This is a genomic window from Paenibacillus sp. FSL H8-0260 (assembly GCF_045040625.1).
Classification (GTDB): domain Bacteria; phylum Bacillota; class Bacilli; order Paenibacillales; family Paenibacillaceae; genus Paenibacillus_AQ; species Paenibacillus_AQ odorifer.
The window spans coordinates 6087713-6103593 of sequence record NZ_CP150298.1 but is presented as its reverse complement, the minus strand read 5'-3'; the positions used below and the strand labels follow the sequence as shown (position 1 = coordinate 6103593).

The 15881-nt window shown below is 45.1% G+C and carries 11 protein-coding genes and 1 other annotated feature; of the genes, 8 read left to right on the top strand and 3 right to left on the bottom strand.

Annotation, left to right across the window (positions count from 1 at the left end):
* Positions 1 to 37 precede the first annotated feature (37 nt).
* The 3 genes from MHI51_RS27045 to MHI51_RS27035 all read left to right on the top strand — a co-directional run bounded on the left by MHI51_RS27045 (position 38) and on the right by MHI51_RS27035 (position 5159).
* Positions 38 to 1594: an SAM-dependent methyltransferase gene (locus MHI51_RS27045; RefSeq protein WP_076280271.1), complete on the top strand. Its 1557-nt coding sequence runs from the start codon at positions 38 to 40 to the stop codon at positions 1592 to 1594.
* Between the two features lie 45 nt (positions 1595 to 1639).
* Positions 1640 to 1900: a binding site (T-box leader), on the top strand.
* An 81-nt stretch (positions 1901 to 1981) separates the two neighbouring features.
* On the top strand, positions 1982 to 3661 hold the full coding sequence (locus tag MHI51_RS27040; RefSeq protein ID WP_405173390.1) for a glutamine--tRNA ligase/YqeY domain fusion protein: 1680 nt from the start codon (positions 1982 to 1984) through the stop codon (positions 3659 to 3661).
* Positions 3662 to 3866: 205 nt separating this feature from the next.
* A complete protein-coding gene (locus tag MHI51_RS27035; protein WP_076219332.1) occupies positions 3867 to 5159 on the top strand; it encodes an Nramp family divalent metal transporter in 1293 nt (430 codons plus the stop codon).
* Between the two features lie 95 nt (positions 5160 to 5254).
* On the opposite strand, the gene MHI51_RS27030 is transcribed toward MHI51_RS27035, so the two are convergent.
* On the bottom strand, positions 5255 to 6403 hold the full coding sequence (locus MHI51_RS27030) for an N-acetylmuramoyl-L-alanine amidase (RefSeq protein ID WP_076193640.1): 1149 nt from the start codon (positions 6401 to 6403) through the stop codon (positions 5255 to 5257).
* Between the two features lie 149 nt (positions 6404 to 6552).
* Between MHI51_RS27030 and MHI51_RS27025 the strand changes: the two genes are divergently transcribed.
* Together MHI51_RS27025 and MHI51_RS27020 are read left to right on the top strand one after the other, a co-directional pair.
* Positions 6553 to 7560 carry a TIR domain-containing protein gene (locus MHI51_RS27025; RefSeq protein ID WP_179087513.1) on the top strand — a complete coding sequence of 336 codons (1008 nt, stop codon included), beginning with the start codon at positions 6553 to 6555 and terminating at the stop codon, positions 7558 to 7560.
* A complete protein-coding gene (locus MHI51_RS27020) occupies positions 7557 to 7796 on the top strand; it encodes a hypothetical protein (protein ID WP_036680302.1) in 240 nt (79 codons plus the stop codon). Before MHI51_RS27025 ends, MHI51_RS27020 begins: the two co-directional genes overlap by 4 nt.
* Positions 7797 to 7857: 61 nt before the next feature.
* Here MHI51_RS27020 and MHI51_RS27015 read toward each other — a convergent pair whose 3' ends face one another.
* Positions 7858 to 8943 carry an LLM class flavin-dependent oxidoreductase gene (locus MHI51_RS27015; protein ID WP_340392899.1) on the bottom strand — a complete coding sequence of 362 codons (1086 nt, stop codon included), beginning with the start codon at positions 8941 to 8943 and terminating at the stop codon, positions 7858 to 7860.
* Between the two features lie 246 nt (positions 8944 to 9189).
* On the opposite strand from MHI51_RS27015, the gene MHI51_RS27010 reads away from it, so the two are divergent.
* The 3 genes from MHI51_RS27010 (at position 9190) to MHI51_RS27000 (ending at position 12215) form a co-directional block, all read left to right on the top strand.
* Positions 9190 to 10542 carry a PQQ-binding-like beta-propeller repeat protein gene (locus MHI51_RS27010; protein WP_076219336.1) on the top strand — a complete coding sequence of 451 codons (1353 nt, stop codon included), beginning with the start codon at positions 9190 to 9192 and terminating at the stop codon, positions 10540 to 10542.
* Positions 10543 to 10706: 164 nt separating this feature from the next.
* Positions 10707 to 11990 (top strand): SLC13 family permease, encoded by a 1284-nt coding sequence (locus MHI51_RS27005; protein ID WP_036680299.1) that lies wholly within the window; start codon positions 10707 to 10709, stop codon positions 11988 to 11990.
* Positions 11991 to 12053: 63 nt separating this feature from the next.
* Positions 12054 to 12215 (top strand): hypothetical protein, encoded by a 162-nt coding sequence (locus tag MHI51_RS27000; protein ID WP_179087514.1) that lies wholly within the window; start codon positions 12054 to 12056, stop codon positions 12213 to 12215.
* Positions 12216 to 12644: 429 nt separating this feature from the next.
* Here MHI51_RS27000 and MHI51_RS26995 read toward each other — a convergent pair whose 3' ends face one another.
* Positions 12645 to 15680 (bottom strand): S-layer homology domain-containing protein, encoded by a 3036-nt coding sequence (locus MHI51_RS26995; RefSeq protein ID WP_405173389.1) that lies wholly within the window; start codon positions 15678 to 15680, stop codon positions 12645 to 12647.
* Between the last annotated feature and the right edge of the window lie 201 nt (positions 15681 to 15881).

Genomic DNA, 15881 nt, shown 5'->3' with positions numbered 1-15881 from the left:
TTCCAACAAGCTAGACAGAGAGCGGGTAAAGAAACAGATGACAGGTAACAAAGAGCAGCAATATCGCTTCAGCGAAGCACCGATTTGGGAATTGCAACGAACATATTATGAAGAGCAGGGATTAAAGGCTTGGAATAATGATCAGGTCCCGCAGTACATCACGAGTAACCCTATGATTGCGACAGCATACGCAGAGATGATCTTTGGATTTCTGCAAGACCGGGCTGGACAAGGGCATCTCTCAGAGACCGTTACGATTCTAGAACTTGGAGCGGGAGCAGGCCGGTTAGCCTTCCATGTGCTTAAAAAGTTATGTGAAATCGTAGACTACGCAGATATTCCTCTTCCTCCTTTTCGTTATGTGATGAGTGATTTGCCTTCCAAAAATATATCCAGCTGGCAGCAGCACCCGAGCCTACTTCCTTACGTAGAGCAGGGTATTTTGGACTTCGCTCGTTTTGATGCTGTGCAGGATGTAGAACTACATTTAGTACACGCTAAGCTCAGCATTCGGCCGGGTGATTTACAGCAGCCATTGGTGATTGTGGCAAATTACTTTTTTGACAGCATTCCGCAAGAATTAATTTATGTGGATGAAGGAAAAATATATGAATGTGAGGTTTCGATCCAGTATTCGGCGGAAGTTGATCCGGATAACCCCTCCGATGCGCTCGGCAAAATCATCCCGCAGTACCATTATCGGCGTGCGGCTAGTTATGAAGAGGAGACTTATCCCTATCATGACGTTATAACGCTTTATCAGCAGAAGCTGGAGGATTCACATATACTCTTTCCGGTGGTGGGGCTTACTTGTCTGGAGCGGCTTGCGCGGCTCTCTACAGAGGGATTCGTGCTGCTTACAGCGGATAAGGGTGACCATCGCTTAGAGAACTGGGAATTTGCAGAACCTCCATTGCTGATTCATCACGGAAGCTTCTCTTTGACCGCGAATTATCATGCGATAGAGCATGTGCTGAAACAAAAGGGTGCGCATTCAATATTCACCAGTCATCACTATAAAAACCTGAACATCGGCTGTATTCTTATGCTTCCAACACCGCTGAGCTATACAAACACTCGGCTGGGTTACAAGCGGTTTATAGAACGTTTTGGCCCGGATGATTTCTTTAGTATGAAGGAATGGATGGATCAGCAATTAGATACGATGGGGCTGCAGCAAATTTTGGCCTTTTGGCGTTTGGGTGGGTATGATGCTGAATGGTTTATCCATAGCGCTGAACAGATTTCGGAGCTGCTGCCGGGTGCCAGTGATGAAGAAATGCTGGATCTACAGCGAGGTATACAGTTGATGTGGACGGGCTATTATCCGATGGAACAGAGTTATGATTTGTCGCTAGATGCGGGGTTGCTGCTGTATGAAATGGATAAATTCGCGGAAGCATTGGGTTACTTAGAACGCTCCATGCATGCGAGTACGGAAGAACCATTGGCATCAGTGCTGTATAGCATGGCAATCTGTAACTATGAGCTAGGAGCTGAAGCTGCTGCATTGGAATACGCGCGTAGAGCTTTGGCTGCAGAGCCTGACAATGAAGTAGTATTGGAGCTCCTAACGGCGCTTAGCGGGGAATAAGCACATTTACATAGGGTTATCTTTTTGGTATCCTATACAAAATAATCAAACGCGATGACGAGAAGAGTACATGAAATCATTCCTTCACAGAGAGCCCTGGATGATGAGAACAGGGTAAGGGGGATTTTATCGAAACAAGCCTCTGAGCGGCATATCGGAACCGGACTAAGGGGATGGTATGACGGGAGCTCCTGTTATAGAGCTAGAGTATAAGCATTGCGCAAGATGTTTTGCCGTACTTGATGAGATTAATATGGCGACATATTAATGAACCTGGGGTGGTACCGCGAGAATTTCGTCCCCAAGACCATAAGTCTTGGAGGTGAGGTTCTTTTTATTTTGCAGATTAAGCAGGCGGATATCACTTATAAACAGGAGGTAACACCAATGAACGAGGAACCGGAAGTATTAACAGAGAGTTACATCGACAGATTGATTCAAGAAGAGCTGGAAGCAGGGACTTACAGTAGAGATATATGCACGAGATTTCCACCGGAGCCTAACGGGTATCTGCATATTGGCAGTGCGTATGCTATTCATACAAACTATACGACTGCGAAAAAGTATGGCGGGAAGTTCCATTTGCGCTTTGATGACACCAATCCTTTAAAAGAGGATCTGGAGTATGTAAATGCCATCATCGAAGATATTCAATGGATGGGCTATCCACCGGACTATATTTTTTATGGATCAGACTATTCTGAGAAAATATACAATAGCGCAGTTACGTTAATCCGAAAAGGAAAGGCGTATGTCTGTGATTTATCACCTGAAGAGGTGACAGCCTATAGAGGGACGCTTACGGAGCCGGGAAAAAACAGCCCGTTCCGGGAGCGTTCTGTGGAAGAGAATTTGCGGTTATTTACGGAGATGAAAGCTGGAGATTATCCAACGGGAGCCAGAGTGTTGCGGGCTAAAATAGATATGAGCTCACCTAATATCAACTTACGTGATCCGGTGATTTACAGAATCATTCATGCGGAGCATTATAGAACGGGTAACGAATGGTGTATCTATCCGATGTATGATTTTGCCCATCCTATACAAGATGCTATCGAAGGGATTACGTATTCCTTATGCTCGATTGAATTTAAGGATCATCGGCCGCTCTATGAGTGGGTATTGAAGGAGCTGGATATCCCTGAGGCTCCTAAGCAAAGAGAGTTTGGACGGGTGAACATCACCGGAGTTGTGACGAGTAAACGGTATATCAGACAGCTGGTTACAGGCCATTATGTGGATGGCTGGGATGACCCGAGACTTCCTACGCTTCGCGGTTTACGCAGAAGAGGTTTTACGCCGGAGAGTATCCGGAATTTTGTGAAGGAAATTGGCTTTGTCAGAAATAGCACCATTGTGGATATTGCCATGTTAGAGCATGCGCTTAGACAAGATCTGAAGGCAAAGGTTCCAAGTGTGATGGCTGTTCTTAAGCCTTTAAAAGTGGTCATTACTAATTATCCTGAAGATCATAATGAATGGCTGACGATTGAGAATAACAGTGAAGATAAGTCACTTGGAGAAAGAGAGGTTCCTTTTTCACGAACCCTTTATATTGAACAAGAAGATTTCATGGAGGAGCCGCCAAAAGGGTATCACAGGCTGACTATGGGGAACGAAGTAAGGCTGAAGGGTGCTTATTTCATAAAGTGCAATGAAGTAATCAAGGATGAAGTTACCGGAGAAATCCTAGAGCTTCGCTGCACCTATGATCCGAGAACGAAGAGCGGAAGCGGGTTTAATGAACGGAAGGTTAAGGCAACCATTCACTGGGTATCGGCAGACCAGGCTATCAAGGCTGATGTTCATCTATATGAGCGTCTGCTGAAAGATAACGACGGTCCTAAAGAAGACGGTGAGCGCTGGGACGCGTATCTTAATCCAGATTCCTTAACGGTCCTGAAGGATTGTTTGCTGGAGCCATCGATGGGCAACGCAAGACCAGAGGATAAGTTTCAATTGATCCGGCATGGATTTTTCTGCGTGGATAAGAAGTATACCACGGCAGATAAGCTGGTGCTGAACCGGATAGTACCGCTGAAGGACACATGGAAGAAAAATTCATAAGCAGCTTAAGCTGGGCGAAGATCGGGTAATTCCTGATCATCGTCCAGCTTTTTTTGTGCCTAGTCGTTGGTGAACAAGCAAATGAAAATTCCATATGAAACATGTTTACATTTTTCAGAAATAAGCATATACTTTAAATATAAGTTGCACAGGGGAAACTTTCGTGTATATAGACAACTTTTTCAGGGCAAGAGGAGGAATTGAAATGCTCGAACAAACTTTAGTAGAACAACCACATATAAAACAACATAAGAACTCGATTTCAGCACAAGCCGTACTTAACGGGGAGATCAAAGGGATTAAACGATTACTTCCTTTTCTAGGCCCAGCTTTTATCGCTGCTGTTGCTTATCTGGATCCAGGTAATTTTGCCACCAATATTACGGCGGGCTCCAAATATGGATATCTCTTATTGTGGGTGATCGTGGCCTCTAATCTAATGGCTGTGCTAATCCAAGCGTTATCCGCCAAGCTGGGGATTGCGACAGGCAAGAACTTGCCTGAGATCGCCCATGATCGTTTTCCGAAGAGTGTATCGATCTTCTTATGGATTCAAAGTGAGCTAGTGATTATAGCTACGGATCTGGCAGAGTTTATCGGGGCGGCATTAGGACTATATCTCTTATTTGATATTCCGATGCTGCCAGCAGCACTGATTACTGCGGTGGGCTCATTTGCTATCTTAGAGCTGCAACGCCGGGGATATCGCTCCTTAGAGGCAGGGATTGCCGCGATGATCCTTATAGTCGTATTAGCCTTCGCTTTTCAAGTTATTGTAGCTAAACCGGATATGGGAGCAGTTGCCGTAGGCATGTTTACACCTAAGTTTGAAGGGGTGGACAGCATCCTATTGGCCGCAGGAATTTTAGGCGCAACCGTGATGCCACATGCGATTTACCTGCATTCATCACTTACACAGAACCGTATCGTCGGGGTGAATGAATCGGAGAAAAAACAGATTTTCAAATTGGAATTTATAGATATTATTATTGCGATGATTATCGCAGGTGCAGTAAATCTGGCTATGGTTATTGTCTCCGCGGCATTGTTTTTCAAAAATGGTCTCGTGGTTGAGGATCTGGATGTCGCGTTTCAACAATTTGGTCACTTAGCTGGGCCAGTAACGGCGATCTCGTTTGGGTTGGGACTACTCATTGCGGGACTGTCGAGTTCCTCCGTAGGGACTATGGCTGGCGATGTGGTTATGCAAGGCTTCATCAACAAAAGAATTAACCTGTACTTGCGCCGTGCGATTACCATCATTCCGCCACTAGCGATCATTGGTTTTGGTGTGAATCCAACCAAAGCGCTCGTGATCAGTCAGGTGATCCTGTCCTTTGGGATTGCGTTCGCGTTGATTCCGCTGGTTGTGTTTACAAGCAATCGCCAGATTATGGGCGGGTTAGTGAATCGCAAAATGACAGCCACTCTGGGCTGGATTATCTCCGGTCTGGTTGTATCGTTGAACTTGTTCTTGGTCTATCAAATGCTCGTATAAGGAAGCAGTCAAAAGAGCCCGACCCACAGATCTCCTCAGATCATACCTGAGAGATACATGGGTCGGGCTTTTTTTTGGAGTGTTGTTCCAGCCAGTTATTTAAAATAATCCGCAACGCCTTCAGCGATGGCTTTAGCCGCTTTTTTCTGATAGGAGGCCTTGCGGACAATGGACTCGTCTGTAGGATTGGTAAGGAATCCAAGCTCAACCAAGGTAGCTGGAATCCGATTCTCCCTTAGGATGTGATAATCGCCAAAGGACAACCCGTTGCTTTTCAGACCGATGCCTTGCCCCAGCCGGGTTTCAATCGCCCGCGCCAGCTTCAAATCATCCGCTTCTGAATAAAAGAAGGTCAACGTTCCGGACACATTTTTAGGTGAAGAATTATAATGAACGCTTACAAAAGCATCAGCACGCAGGGCTTGGCTCATCTGAACACGACGCGCTAACGTCGGCTTCTGATCATCTCGGGTGCGCGTCATCTCTACCCGTGCTCCTTTAGCAACAAGAGCATCGCGGACATAAAGTGCAGTATGCAGATTCAAATCTTTTTCCATGGTGTTATATGTAGTGCCAAGCATGCCTGGATCACTCCCGCCATGACCAGGATCGATGACGATCAGCTTTCCTCGTAGTCCGCCTTTATGCTGGACGGTACTTATGCTGCTCGTACTGCTTGATGTGCTTCCACTTCGGATATACTGCTCTGCCACCCAACCGGTTTCACCGCTGGCTGTACGAATTCGAGCCCAGCCGTTCTGATGAAGAAGGAGAGTGACTGTATCCTTGGCTTTTAAAGAACCGAGCACCTTATATTGTGTTCCTGGGCCATTTCGGATGCGCAGAGAATTAGCCGTGACTGTAGCCTTTGAAGTTCTACTAGAAGCATTGGCTGATGTTGACGAGGCAGTATTGGTTTTAGTAGCAATAGACGTTCCAGAAGCGCTGGATTGCAGGGAGTTGCTGTTCACCTTTTTTAGGTAATAACCCGCTACCCAGCCAGAGGTGCTCCCCGCCTTAACCTTTAACCATCCGTGCTGCTCATCAGTCACAGTAACCCGAGCCCCATTCTTAATTGATCCTACAACAGTTGCATTCTTAGCCGGTTCATCGCGTACATTTAAAGAACTCGCATATACCTGTGCGGTATAACTTCCCGCTGCTGTCTTTGCTCCAGCAGACTGTGGCGCTGCTATACCCAAAAGGCAAGCTGTGAGCAGGGTGACACCTATCATTTTGTTCATAGTATCCTCGCTTTTTGAGAGTAGTCGTAATTCCTTACCCAATTTACGAGGTTTAGAATAATATTTTTTGAGAATATGGCCTCTTTTCTGGTGGTCTAAAGACTTGTATAATTATTACATATCGGGAAAGAGGATGAAGGAGCATTGCCGTGACTAAACCAAAGCTATTCATTGGATCTTCCAGGGAGTCTATACGTTATGCAAGAGCGATTCATGAGCAGCTGAAGAGGGATGCTGAAGTGCATCCTTGGTATGCCAACGCTTTTCGGGCGAATGAATACACTATGGAGGCGTTGGAGCGAAATTTGGATGAGAGCGATTTTGCCGTATTTGTGTTCTCGCCAGATGATGTCGCCAAAATCCGTGGTAAATATTATTATGTGACCCGCGATAATACGGGGTTTGAAATGGGTTTGTTTTGGGCTAGATTACGGCGCAGCCGTGTTTTTTGTCTAGTGCCTGATCAGGTAACTGCGCGTGATGATCTCATCCCTGGAGAAAATGTAGAAGAATATCATCTGCTATCTGATTTAGCGGGAATTACATCTTTAGAGTATGAAGTACATCACGATAATCCTACGGCTGCTGTGGATGTGAGCTGTGGTAAGATTATTAATAGTATTCAAGAGCGTGGAAGATTCCGTGACCCGCTTAAAGATTTAGAGCAGCTAAGGATGGATTTAAGGCGCAAGGAAAGTATCCTTCATTTTTTTTGGCAATATAATAGTAATGTGACCATCTCCGAGAATGGAGAGAAGTATCACGCACTTAGTGAGGCGATACGCAATTCCTTTTTACCTCCGAAGCATTGTCGTGTAATCGGTGCAGCCATCTGGCAGGCACAAGAGAAGGAACAACTTGTTCAGGTGGGGGGGAATGTCGGACGCGGTCACTCCTATCCCTTGTCTGTAACGAAAGGGAATGAGAAGCAGCCTAGTGTGGTAGATGCATTTTTATCGAGTAAATGGACTTTTTTTCAACGCACGGAAGTTGCAGAGGTATATATCCTATGCTATCCTCTAGGTAAGAAGTATGTTCTTTCCGTTCATTTCTCAGGAAGTGATGGATTATCTGCAGATGATCTTAAGGCGGTAGTTGGGAATAATCAGGATTTATTCCGTACCATCAATCATTTAGTAGGAGAGGATTCAGCATGAAGAGAATAAAAGGTATTAACAGCTTATCCGATGCTGTTCTCCGATCTGCGAGTGGTGGGAGCAGGAGTGCAGGCGGCGATGACAAAAGCACCAAAAGAAAAGCAGGCTCGAGTCATTCTGCTCAGCAGCCAGCTTCAGCTCAGATTTATACTGCACCTTCTTTGGACGGCGGAGACGACGAATATAAGAAGCTTATCAGCGGAAAAGTAGATAATAATAAACCATCCTTTGCGTGATTTTTCTTATAAAAAGGGGGCCTCAGCCGTTGGCTTGAGGGCCCCTTTTTGGTATTCCATTCTAACGGCTGTTCTTCTTGGCGATCTCACGCCGTACGACAGGTGCAACCTCTGTTGCCAAAAGTTCAATGGCTTTGGCTACCTTAGCGTAAGGAAGGCCGCCGATATCGAGCTGAGTCATAAAGCGGCTATGACCGAACAGCTCATGCTGATAGAGAATTTTTTCGATAATTTGCTGCGGGCTGCCCACAGCCATCGTGTTATCAGCAGATACATATTGCCCAAAGTCCTCACGAGACACCTTGTACTCTTGACCCGGTTTTGGACTGATAGAGTTACGGTAACTATAGTAGTAAGAGTAATATTCATCCAAAGCCTGCTGTGAGGTTTCAGCAATGTAGCCGTGGCTAGTGATCGCAATCTTTAGATCCTCAGGTGGATGTCCTGCTTGAATTCCGGCACGCCGATAGGTTGCGGCAAGCTCTTGAAAAGGCTCTGGACTGCCGCTTAGGATGGCGATAGCCATTCCGGTCCCGAGCATCCCGGCCTTCTCCGCGCTTTCTGGAGAACCGCCTACACCAATCCAGAGCGGAAGATTCTCTTGCAATGGACGTGGAGCAATCTCCGAATCCTTCAGAGATGAACGGAAGGAGCCCTCCCAGTTCATAACTTCATGTTTGTTAAGCTCCAAGAGTAAATTGATGTTCTCGGAGAATAGACGGTGATAATCTTCAAGCTCATACCCGAAGAGCGGAAAAGACTCCACAAAAGCACCACGCCCCGCAATAATCTCTGCACGTCCATTCGACAGCAAATCAAGTGTGGCGAAATCCTCGAACACCCGTACAGGATCAATGGTACTTAATACGGTTGTTGCGCTCGTTAGTTTAATTCTGTTAGTAACCTGAGAAATGGCAGCCAGCACCACTGGCACCGAAGAAATTACAAAATCAAGACGGTGATGCTCACCTACACCAAATACATCAAGTCCCGCCTCATCTGCCAGCTTAGCTGCAGCTACAACTTCGTCGAGACGTTGTTTTGGACTGATCTTTTTCCCTGTATGACAATCCGCTACGATGTCTCCTAAGGTATAGATACCAAATTCAAAATCGGATGCTGGTGCTGCGGTTGCTTCGTTACTCATGCTCACAAACCCCTTGTTATTCATATATTTGCTAAAGCCTGTCCGTGTATGGAGGAATGTGATTATTATAACACAATGACTTACAAAATGTAAGTTTGTGAGTAAATGTTTTGATTTCTTCTATTGTTTTTGACAAAATGGAATAATAATCCATAAGGATTATGTCCTGCTCGTCCAATATTATTATATTTGATTTTAAGAAGCTATCCAAATGAGGCAGTTACTTATACGAGGAGGAGTTTGGTGGTGAGAGGAACAATATTGAAATCTTATCTTCGTACTGCAGTTATTGGTTTAGGGGTATTGCTTATGGTAAATCCGGTACAAGCAGCTGCGGTTGATCCACACACCTCTTTTATAGGCTCGAATGGTGATGATTACTATGCAAACCTGCCTGCTGCGAAGGTTGAATGGTCAACAACAATGGATTTGCCAGCTTTGAAAGATGTACCGTCGGATTATATCATGGGTAAGGGTGTTGTTGCAGTTGGCGCGGGCAAAGCTTTTATCCTTCAAAAGGGTCAGCTTTTAGCGATTAACGTCCAGACTGGAAAAGTAATGTGGAAATACGGCTCCAAATTAAAAACGCCGCTGCTCTATCAGGATGGCGTGGCTTACGTCACTTCGGAGGCAGGTACGATCTATGCAGTTAACGCGGCTACGGGCAAAAATAAATGGAGCTCATCGGCGACCAGTAAAGGTGTTAGTAAATTGGTAATTGATAAAGAGCAGCTATTTGCTGCTAATGGCGATATTCAAGCCTACAATCTGAAAGATGGCAAGTTGCAGTGGCGCGATAATTTCAGCGAAATGCTGTTTGAACCATTTATGGTTGAGGGGAATCTGGTGCTAGCTCAAAACTCAGAATCCGGAGCATATACGTATGACATTTTACATGCGTTTGATCGAACAACAGGTAAAGAGCTTTGGAGTAGTGATAATCATAGTCTTCCGATTGCAGCAGATGGGACTACGCTTATCTCACAACGGGAAGCTACATTGGTAGACCCTCTTCCTTTGACGACACTCGATCATTTGGATGTGAAGACAGGTAAGCTTGTAAAGGCTGTAGAGTATAACCCCACTCATATAGATCCTAATCATCCGAAACCAGAAGAAGAATATATGACTAGCGGAGGCAGAGCCTGGATCATTGGGGACAGGATATATATTGGGGGACAAAAAGGAGTCTATGGCTACCCAGTAAATGTTGATCCAGCTGCCGTAACACGAGATAATTATTCGTATGAATCCATCGGAGCTAAGTTATCCTACGCGGCGGGTCCTTATGATGGAAGAATTCTTTTTAGTAACGAACAGAGCATCTATGGTGTTAAAATATCTAATAAATCTGTGTTCCAGTACGGAGGAATCAGCAATCCGATTGCCCGCTTCGATCTGCTCGGACATGGCATGTATGTTGCCCAGACCGATGGGAAATTGGTTGCTATTGATCTAATTACCGCCAAACCGATCGTGCAGCTCAAAACATCTGGTAGAGTATTCGGCCCAACCTTGCTGGAGGATGGGATGATTATTGTGCAGAGTAAAGGGAAGTTAACTGCTTTCAAGGAGCCTCAGGCTCTGAAAATGAAATAATCGAATCCACAACGGCTCTCCGATAAACATCCGGCAGAGTCGTTTTTTAGTGGAATGATTCCACAATCCCAGTGCGAAAAATACAAATCTATTTTATGATAATAAGGTTATAGGATGAGTAGACTGTAAGTTAACGAAATTACATAGAAGGACCGAGGGATATTATGGAACAGCAAGCGGTTTGGGCGATAGGTATTTTTCTGCTGATTTATGGACTTATTATTTCCGAAAAGATTCACCGTACCATTCTGGCGATGTTAGGAGCTATCGTCATGATAGCGATGGGCATTGTGGATCAGGAGACGGCACTACAGCACATCGATTTTAATACTATAGGATTGCTTGTAGGGATGATGATGATTGTAGGGATTACCGCTGAGACGGGTCTCTTTAAATACGCAGCTGTGAAATCAGCTAAGTTGGCGAAGGGGAAGCCGAAGAGAATACTGATTGCTTTGTTTGTGATTACCGCAGTGGCTTCGGCCTTTTTGGATAATGTGACGACAGTGCTGCTTATGGTGCCAGTCACCTTCAGTATTACAAGACAACTGCGCATACACCCGCTGCCTTTTTTGATGTCACAAATTATCGCATCTAATGTAGGGGGAACGGCAACCTTGATCGGAGACCCGCCTAATATCATGATTGGCAGTGCGGTTAAGGAGCTGACCTTCATGGCTTTTATTAGCAATCTGACACCCGTGATTATCATCATTGTTTTGGCGTATATCCCGCTGCTGTTATTGATGTTCGGTAAACAAATTAAAACTACACCTGAACTGCAGCAGAGCATCATGGACATGGATGAGAAGGTTATGATTACGGATCATAAGCTGCTGCGAAAATGTTTGATCGTACTGGCAATTACGATTGCCGGGTTCTTTTTACATCAGGCGTTACATTTGGAGTCCGCTACGGTTGCGCTGGCTGGTGCATTTTTACTGCTGCTGCTGACCGGAGGGGAACATATGCTGGAAAAAGCTTTTCACAGCGTGGAATGGATTACGATCTTCTTTTTTATCGGACTGTTCGTGTTGGTGTCAGGGCTTGTAGAGACAGGTGTGATTGCAGAGCTGGCAGCAAAAGCGATTGAAATAACGAATGGTGATGTGCTGATGAGCTCAATGATGATTTTATGGGTCAGCGCCATTACCTCGGCATTTCTGGATAACATCCCTTTTGTAGCAACTATGATCCCGCTGATTCAGGAGATGGGCAATATGGGGATCAGCAATTTGGAGCCGTTATGGTGGAGTTTGGCCTTAGGCGCTTGTCTGGGTGGGAATGGCACATTGATTGGTGCGAGTGCTAATTTGATCGTAGCGGGTTTGGCAGGAAAAGAGGGGTACCCGATTACATTCATGAAGTATTTGAAGGTCGGATTTCCTTTAATGCTGTTATCCATTGTGATCTCCAGCGTGTATTTATATTTAAGATATCTGATGTAAGCAGCGTTGCTAAGAGCCGGGGGAGCGATATGCTTGAAGTGATATTTTGAAACGGTAGAAGTTGTGGAGGAAGTAGAAGGAGTAGAGGAAGTAGAGGAAGTAGAGGAAGTAGTGGAAGTGGTGGAAGTAGTGGAAGTGGTGGAAGTGGTGGAAGTGGTGGAAGTAGTGGAAGTGGTGGAAATAGAGGAAGTAGTGGGAGTAGAGGGAGTAGATGCAGAAGTATAAGTAACAAGTGGAGGCAAAATGCAGATTTTGAAGCGGTAGACATAGGTTGGAGTGACGGTGGGAGCATATAAGTGTATTTTGTACAGTTATAACTCATCGAATAAATTGTCCCCAAAAAATAGCTGTATTCAGTACACTTATTTTCATGATTTCCTCAGCTAAAGGTGATTTTTCTGGATTTTAATTGTATAGAATACAGTTATATTCAGGACAACCCCTTTTTTATACGAAATAAGTGTACAGAATGCAACTAAATCAAAGATTGGGTTTAGATTCGGTAATTAAAATATACGGGGGGTCCGGAGGAGTTATTCCGAGGTTTACCCAAAGTCGACTTAACCCTACGCAATGCAGATAAACAAGCAGGCAGTGTTTCTCCAATATCTGGAGGCTCACTGCCTGCTTGTTTTTTACATTAGAAAGGGCTGCTTAAGGAGTATGGCTTCCAAAATACTGGTAAGTTCCTTTGGGATATTGATTCCACTCGCCCTCAAGTGAATACTGCTGTGATCCAGTGTATATACCAGATTTACGGACAATAGTTCCACCTGTGGAGAGGAATTGCTGAGTAGAGGTAGGGTCACCGATAACATCTACGATTTGGCCGTTTTTCTTCAGTACTAATGCTGTAATATTATATGTTTTTGGATTATATAGACTCAGCTCATCATTGTAATAGGAGATATTCATTAAATCAAATGCGTCCCCAAAAGTAGAATCTATAAACATATACGGCATTGCTACAGGTACAGGAAATAATGGCCGGGAATAAACCTGTTTGGTTTGGGTGGCTTTCATAAATTGGTGAACTTCAAGGGTGTAACCTTCTGCTTTTCCTGCGGGATTACCATTTCCTTTATAGTACAGCTCAACTGCGATTCTGCCGTCACCGCCGTCCAGATACTCTGAGAAGAATAGCTCAGAGGTACCCTGTGAAGCCACGCTTATAGATAATACAACCGCTTTGCCATCAGAACCTACTATCCATACCGTTCCTGGACTTGTAGGACCATTCCATATAGCTCCATTCAGAGTTGCAGGTCCGCTCAATGAACCTGTGCTGCTTTCTGTATACACTTTAAATTGACTCTGATTAGGAATCAGCTTGGAAATATCGAAGGAAATATTGGATACACCTTGCTTGGTGGTTATTGGCACAAAGCCGTTGTTTACAAGCTGGGCTGTAATCAAGGTGAAAGTTGAGGTAGCTGAACCTCCTTTATCATCCGTTGCTGTGAGGGTCACTAAACCACTAGCTGAACTATTAGCTGCCGGAGTTACCGTCAGAGTGTTGCCATTAAGGCTAAGTGTACCAGCATTTACGTTATCTATAGAAGCTGAATAAGTAAGCATGTCATTGTCGGGATCTTGAAAAAGCTGGGCCAGATCAAATGTACGTGGTGCAGTGATACCTGGTGTTAAGAGTTGAGTAGTGATTCCAGATATCGCAATGGGTGGCTGATTAGACGTTACAGTGAATGCAAAAGTAGCAGTGTTAACGCCACCTTGGCCGTCCATTGCTGTTATTGTAATCATGGCTGTGCCTGAATCGACCGGCAAAAGGTTGAGATGATTCCCATTTACAGATACAGTGGCAACGCTAGCGTTAGAGGATGCAGCTGCGAATGTAAGCGGGTCGCCGTCCGGATCAATGAACACATTACTGATGTCGACGTTTTGGACACCACTTGTGATCAGAGCAGATATTGGATCAATATTATTTTGCACGACTGGTGCATGGTTCACCGGAGTAGGACTAGGAGTCGCGACCGGAGTAGGCTCAGGAGTCGTCGCCGGAGTAGGCTCAGGAGTCGTCGCCGGAGTAGGCTCAGGAGTCGCCACCGGAGTAGGGCTAGGAGTCGCGACCGGAGTAGGCTCAGGAGTAGGCTCAGGAGTCGTCACCGGAGTAGGCTCAGGAGTCGTCACCGGAGTAGGACTAGGAGTCGGCGCCGGAGTAGGCTCAGGAGTCATCACCGGAGTAGGCTCAGGAGTCATCACCGGAGTAGGCTCAGGAGTCGTCACCGGAGTAGGACTAGGAGTCGCCACCGGAGTAGGACTAGGAGTCACTACGGGAGTAGGCTCAGGAGTCGCGACCGGAGTAGGACTAGGAGTCGCTACGGGAGTAGGGCTCGGAGTCGTCACCGGAGTAGGGCTAGGAGTCGCCACTGGAGTAGGAATCGGAGTCGCGACCGGAGTAGGCTCAGGAGTCGCAACGGGAGTAGGCGTCGGAGTCGGATCGCTCACGGCGTTAGCAGACGTGGACGAAGTATACACAGGAGCAACGGCTCCAGATGCATTTTGAACCTTTTGGATATTATTTTGAATGGCTGTGTAATTTGTTATGAAATGTGAAGGCAGACTGTTGCCAGGCAACTGCAGATTTTGAATAGACAAGGAGGGATCGATGGTGATCTTAGCGCCGCCTTCAACTATTTTTAAGGTTTGCAGGGAACCGCTGCCATGAATAGTAACTGGAGTTATAGAATCCACAATGATCTGCCCAACTTGGCCCTGAAAAGTTATACTCGAAACGCCATTTTTAATCTTCAAATCACCGGTAACATTGCCTTTAATAACAACATCATTTCCAGAAATATTGAGCAAAGAACCGGAGGGTAAGCCGGCGGTATTTAGTTGAACCCCTTTTTGTACAATTTCAAGCTCTTGCAAACCATCTACATGACGATTCAAGGAATTGAACTTAAGGACAGCTCCTCTTAAAGCATCATGGTTGCTATCACCCATTAATTCTTTGAGTGTACCTTCAATGAGGTAAGGCGTGCCATTGATCGTTACGAAATCTCCATCTATATTGTCGATCGTTGCAGTTTGTTGTTCTTCTTTAAAAATATTCAGCAGAAAAGAAGCCATATCCTGCCGCTGAACAGTACCTTTGGGGCTGAACATATCTTCGGGAGAGTCTATAAGTTTAAGACGTAGTGCGACATCAGTATACTCTTTTGCCCAATTGCTGATTGTGGATTCGTCATTAACCTTGTTGGCTTGTCCGCCTTGTGCTCCAGTTCCGCGGATGGCACGTACAAATATAACTGCAAGCTCTTCTCTAGTTACAGGTCTGGATGGATTAAAATTACCTGTAAGATCACCCTCCATAAATCCTGCCTTTTTAACAGCCTCAATAGCGGAGACACTCCAACTGGAATCAGATACGTCTCTAAAGGAAGAAGCGGAATTCACTGGGGAATCTAGCTTTAAGGTCTTCGCTAAAATGGCTGCCAGCTCTTGGCGAGTCATAGTCGCAGTGGGTCTGAATTGTCCATTGGGATCGCCTTTAAGCAATCCTAGACGAGAAGCCTCAAGGATTGCGGCACTTTTCGTCTGTTGTATTTCGGTTAAATCGGAGAACGGTGGAGTGATTTCAGCTGCAGATGCATAGAGAGTACCACCGAACAAGGTGTTAAGGGCAACAAGTGTTGCTCCCCATTTTAATGATATGCTTTTCAAGCAAAAGCCCCTTCCTTAGAACCAATTTGTCATAAGCTTACTTCATTATATCGACGCAAAAGCAAAGTTTTTTAATACTTTCATCCTACTAAAAGTGATTAAATTCATTGCTTTTCAAACTTATGAACTAGAAATAACTCCACTTCTGTTCCATAAAAGGGCTTGTTTTTTGTTGACAGCTTATAAAATCGATGATATTTT

Bases quoted from the DNA above. Each gene is read 5' to 3' on its own strand.
- MHI51_RS27045 (WP_076280271.1), top strand. From the start codon at position 38: ATGACAGGTAACAAAGAGCAGCAATATCGCTTCAGCGAAGCACCGATT.
- MHI51_RS27040 (WP_405173390.1), top strand. From the start codon at position 1,982: ATGAACGAGGAACCGGAAGTATTAACAGAGAGTTACATCGACAGATTG.
- MHI51_RS27035 (WP_076219332.1), top strand. From the start codon at position 3,867: ATGCTCGAACAAACTTTAGTAGAACAACCACATATAAAACAACATAAG.
- MHI51_RS27030 (WP_076193640.1), bottom strand. From the start codon at position 6,403: ATGAACAAAATGATAGGTGTCACCCTGCTCACAGCTTGCCTTTTGGGT.
- MHI51_RS27020 (WP_036680302.1), top strand. From the start codon at position 7,557: ATGAAGAGAATAAAAGGTATTAACAGCTTATCCGATGCTGTTCTCCGA.
- MHI51_RS27015 (WP_340392899.1), bottom strand. From the start codon at position 8,943: ATGAGTAACGAAGCAACCGCAGCACCAGCATCCGATTTTGAATTTGGT.
- MHI51_RS27005 (WP_036680299.1), top strand. From the start codon at position 10,707: ATGGAACAGCAAGCGGTTTGGGCGATAGGTATTTTTCTGCTGATTTAT.